The sequence below is a fragment of the Pseudomonas sp. genome, assembly GCF_037994325.1.
Classification (GTDB): domain Bacteria; phylum Pseudomonadota; class Gammaproteobacteria; order Pseudomonadales; family Pseudomonadaceae; genus Aquipseudomonas.
Window position 1 is genome coordinate 1 of record NZ_JBBNAH010000729.1, and the last position, 4,450, is coordinate 4,450.

Here is a 4,450-nt window from a genome sequence, read left to right on the forward strand (position 1 = left end):
GAAACAGGGTGATGGCTATACCTAAGTCGGCGCACATCTGGCGGATTTCCCGCGGGCTGCCGGCGTAGTAGAGCAAGTCATTTTCGAAGATTTCCACCCCGTCAAAACCGGCGGCAGCAATGGCTTCAAGCTTTTCCGGCAGGGTACCGCTCAAGGAAACGGTGGCAATCGAACGTTGCATGCGTGTGCTCCTGTTTTATAAGCGCGCCTGGGCAGGCGGCATGTCGGGGCATCTAGGGCAACGTTGTCAGGAGCCCGATGCGGATCAGGGGTGCATGGAGTATTCGCCATCGTGTTTAATGCGAAAAGAATTTTGTACGAACCAGTTAGTTTTGTGTTCGATTATCGAACAAAAGGCCGGTTATCGAATTGACGATTTTTTCGCCAGCTCCCACCATCAGTTCCACATTGCAATCGCTTCATCGGTCATCTCGCCGTGCATGCCGTTACAAAAGTGGCCGATGCAGTGCAATCGCTACAGACCAAACCCAATGCTGCAGACCATAACAATTTCAAAAAACGGGTACACCCTCATGCTGACTACCGCTTACCTCGCCCCGCCACCGTTATCACTGAGCCTAGCGCTAACACTTAGACCGGGTTCTTCCCGCGCCTAAGCTGCCCAACGCTTCAGGCTCCTGTCGCGTTACCCACCTCCGGCCACCTGTGGTCTGAGCCGTAACGCACGCTGCCTGTCCCGAGTCGAAGTCGCGACTGCCTTGCAGTCTTTGAACGGATGGCCACACCCATGATTCAGTCCAATAGCACCCCCGCTGCCGCGCAAACGGCCACGCCCCATGCCGGTATCGGCGACAAAATTCGCGGCGCCATGGCCGTGGGTAAAACCCGCTGGGGCATGCTCGCTCTGGTATTTTTTGCCACCACCCTGAACTACATCGACCGCGCCGCCCTGGGCGTGATGCAACCCGTACTCGCCGAGAAGATGAGCTGGACGGCGATGGACTACGCCAATATCAACTTCTGGTTCCAGGTCGGTTACGCCATCGGCTTCTTGTTGCAAGGGCGCTTTATCGACCGCGTCGGCGTCAAGCGCGCCTTCTTCTTTGCCGTGCTGTTGTGGAGCCTGGCCACCGGCGCCCATGGCCTGGCCACCTCGGCGGTTGGCTTTATGGTCTGCCGCTTTATTCTCGGTCTCACCGAGGCAGCCAACTACCCGGCCTGCGTGAAGACGGCGCGTATCTGGTTCCCAGCCGGTGAGCGTGCGGTGGCCACCGGCATCTTTAACGCCGGCACCAACGTTGGCGCCATGCTCACCCCCGCACTGTTGCCGCTGATTTTGGTGGCGTGGGGCTGGCAAGCGGTGTTTGTCAGCATGGGCTGCCTGGGCGCCATCTGGCTGGTGTTCTGGGGCTTGAAATACTTCAACCCGGAAGATCACCCAACCGTTAAGCAAAGCGAGCTGGACTATATCCAGCACAGCAACGAGCCCGCTCAAGCACGCGTTCCGCTGCGTGAAATCCTGCGTATGCGCGGCACCTGGGCCTTCGCCATCGCCTTCTCCATGACCGCGCCGGTGTTCTGGTTCTACCTGTACTGGTTACCGCCGTTTCTAAACCAGCAATACAACCTGGGCATCAGCGTGTCGCAGATGGGTATTCCGCTGATCCTTATCTGGCTGACTGCTGACTTCGGCAGCATTGGTGGCGGCGTGTTGTCGTCGTGGCTGATTGGCCGTGGCGTTAACCCGATCAAAGCGCGGCTGGCCTCGATGCTGGTATTTGCCTGCACGATTGTCTGCGTGGTGTTTGCCGCGCATGCCAGCAGCCTGTGGATTGCCGTGCTGGCCATCGCCCTCGGCGTGGGGGCGCACCAAGCCTGGACGGCGAACATCTGGAGCCTGGTCATGGACTTCACGCCCAAGCACATGATGAGCACCGTGTTTGGCTTTGGCGGCATGTGCGCAGCGGTTGGCGGTATGTTTATGACCCAGATCGTCGGTTATGTACTGACCGTCACCAACAACAACTACGCCGTGCTGTTTACCTTGATCCCAACCATGTATTTCCTGGCCCTGACCTGGCTGTACTTTATGGCGCCACGCAAGATTCCGGACGTGCATTAACGGTCAAAATCTTCGCAAAAAAAGAGGCCGAAAAATTCGGCCTCTTTTTTTTGCGGCGCTGGAAAATTTATCGTCGCTTCTGCAGCCACGCCGCCGCCAAGCCACTCAGGCAAATAATCGCAATGCCGAGCAACGCGCTCAGCGATGGCGTATGGGCAAAAAACACAAAGCCCAGCAGCCCGGCAAACACAATCTGGCAGTAACCAAACGGCGCCAGCAATGCCGGAGCCGCAAAGCGAAACGCCTGGGTCAACATCAGGTGCGCGGTCATGCCACAGGTGCCCAGCGCCACCATCAGCAAGCCATGGCCCCAGGTCGGCACTTGCCAGAAAAACGGCACCAGCAAACTCACCAACAACGTGTTGCATAACCCGGCAAAAAAGTTGCTGGTGGTTGGGCTGTCGACACTGGCAAGAATGCGCGTAAGGATTTGGTACACGCCAAAACACAGCGCCGAACCAAACGGCAACAGCACCGCCGGGGTAAACAACTCGCCGCCCGGATGCACGATCACCAACACCCCGGAAAAGCCCACCAATACCGCGGCCCATTGGCCTTTACTCACGCGCTCACCCAGCAGCGGCACCGACAACGCCGTCACCAACAACGGCGCCAGGAAGTTCACCGCCGTCGCTTCCGCCAACGGGATATAGCGAATACCGGTGGTAAACAGCAGGCTGGTACCGAGCAAACACACCGCGCGCAACAGCTGCAAACCGGGGCGTTTACTGCGCAACACGCGCAAGCCCGACTGCGGCAGAAAGATCCCCGCCATCAACAAGGTGTGCACCACATAACGGGCCCACACCACCATCACCACCGGGTAAAAACCGGAGAGGTATTTGGACAAGGCGTCATGGCTGGCAAACAGAAAGGTCGCCAGCAGGATCAGCAAAATGCCGCGAAACGGCTGCTGGGCGGTGGACAGCGGAGAGCTGGGCAGACTCATGCGGATCTCAAAAATGGGCGGGCGGTATAAACGTTAGAACAGCTTACCGGCCGCCGGACTATAGAACGTGACCGCGCAGAGCACGAATGTACTACCTGGTTAATTACTGTTCGATAAACGCACGAAATGGCGATTATCGAATTGAACCCTCTCCTCGCAACTTTCACTATGCACCTCACATTGAACGCCTGCGGCGCTGATCGCGTGGCGATTCCGATGACCGATAAATACAAAAAAGGTCTACCTCGATGCTCAACACTTCGTCCCCCAAGGGCTCGCTGCGCCCTGCTCGCTCCCTGACTCTGATCGCCCTGGCCGTCGCGGGTTTCAGCCCACTGAGCCATGCCGAAGGCTTCTTCGACGACACCAAGGCCACGCTTAATCTGCGCAACGCCTACTTCAACCGCAACTTCACCAACCCGGCCTACCCCAGTGCGGCGAACCCGCAGAACAAGGCCGAAGAGTGGACGCAAAACTTTATTCTCGACGTGAAATCCGGCTACACCCCAGGCCCGGTGGGCTTTGGTGTGGACGTGCTGGGCACCTACTCGCAGAAACTCGACGGCGGCAAAGGCACTGGCGGCACGCAGTTGTTGCCGATCCACGATGACGGCCGCCCTGCCGACAACTTTGGCCGCCTGGGCGTAGCGGCCAAAGCCAAGTTTTCCAACACCGAATTGAAGGTCGGCGAGTGGATGCCGGTGCTGCCAATTCTGCGTTCCGATGATGGTCGCTCGCTGCCGCAAACCTTCCGTGGTGGCCAGGTTACCTCGCAGGAAATCACCGGCCTGACCCTGTACGGCGGTCAATTCCGGCAGAACAGCCCGCGCAACGACGCGAGCATGGAAGACATGAGCATGTTCGGCAAAGCGGCCTTCACCTCCGACCGCTTTAACTTTGCTGGCGGCGAATACAGCTTTAACGACAAGCGCACCACCGTTGGCGTGTGGTACGCCGAATTGGAAGACATCTACCACCAGCAATACTTCAACCTGCTGCACAGCCAGCCGGTCGGCGACTGGACCCTGGGCGCCAACCTTGGCTACTTCATCGGCAAAGAAGACGGCAGCCAACTGGCTGGCGACATGGACAACAAAACCGCCTTTGGCCTGCTCTCGGCCAAATACGGCGGCAGCATCTTTTATGTTGGCCTGCAAAAACTCACCGGCGACACCGCCTGGATGCGCGTCAACGGCACCAGTGGCGGAACGTTGGCCAACGATAGCTACAACTCCAGCTACGACAACGCCCAGGAACGCTCCTGGCAAGTGCGCCACGACTACAACTTTGCCGCCGTTGGCGTACCCGGCCTGACCCTGATGAACCGCTATATCAGCGGCGACAACGTGCACTCCGGCACCGTCACCGATGGCAAGGAATGGGGGCGCGAATCCGAGCTGGCCTACACCGTCCAAAGC

Annotated in this window: 4 protein-coding genes; 2 read left to right on the top strand and 2 right to left on the bottom strand. The window is 58.5% G+C overall.

The genetic code is table 11. The features are described from left to right. Window positions 1-181, bottom strand: a 181-nt coding sequence (locus AAAB16_RS24315) for a hypothetical protein (protein ID WP_340665658.1), incomplete at its 3' end; no start/stop codon positions are given. 567 nt (window positions 182-748) lie between these two features. Here AAAB16_RS24315 and AAAB16_RS24320 point away from each other — a divergent pair. Further along, window positions 749-2,083: an MFS transporter gene (locus tag AAAB16_RS24320; RefSeq protein WP_340665659.1), complete on the top strand. Its 1,335-nt coding sequence runs from the start codon at window positions 749-751 to the stop codon at window positions 2,081-2,083. Window positions 2,084-2,150: 67 nt separating this feature from the next. Here the strand turns inward: AAAB16_RS24320 and AAAB16_RS24325 are convergent, their stop codons facing one another. Then, window positions 2,151-3,032, bottom strand: a complete 882-nt coding sequence (locus AAAB16_RS24325) for a DMT family transporter (protein ID WP_340665660.1) — start codon at window positions 3,030-3,032, stop codon at window positions 2,151-2,153. 248 nt (window positions 3,033-3,280) lie between these two features. Between AAAB16_RS24325 and AAAB16_RS24330 the strand changes: the two genes are divergently transcribed. After that, a partial coding sequence (locus AAAB16_RS24330) for an OprD family porin (RefSeq protein WP_340665661.1) occupies window positions 3,281-4,450 on the top strand: 1,170 nt, incomplete at its 3' end.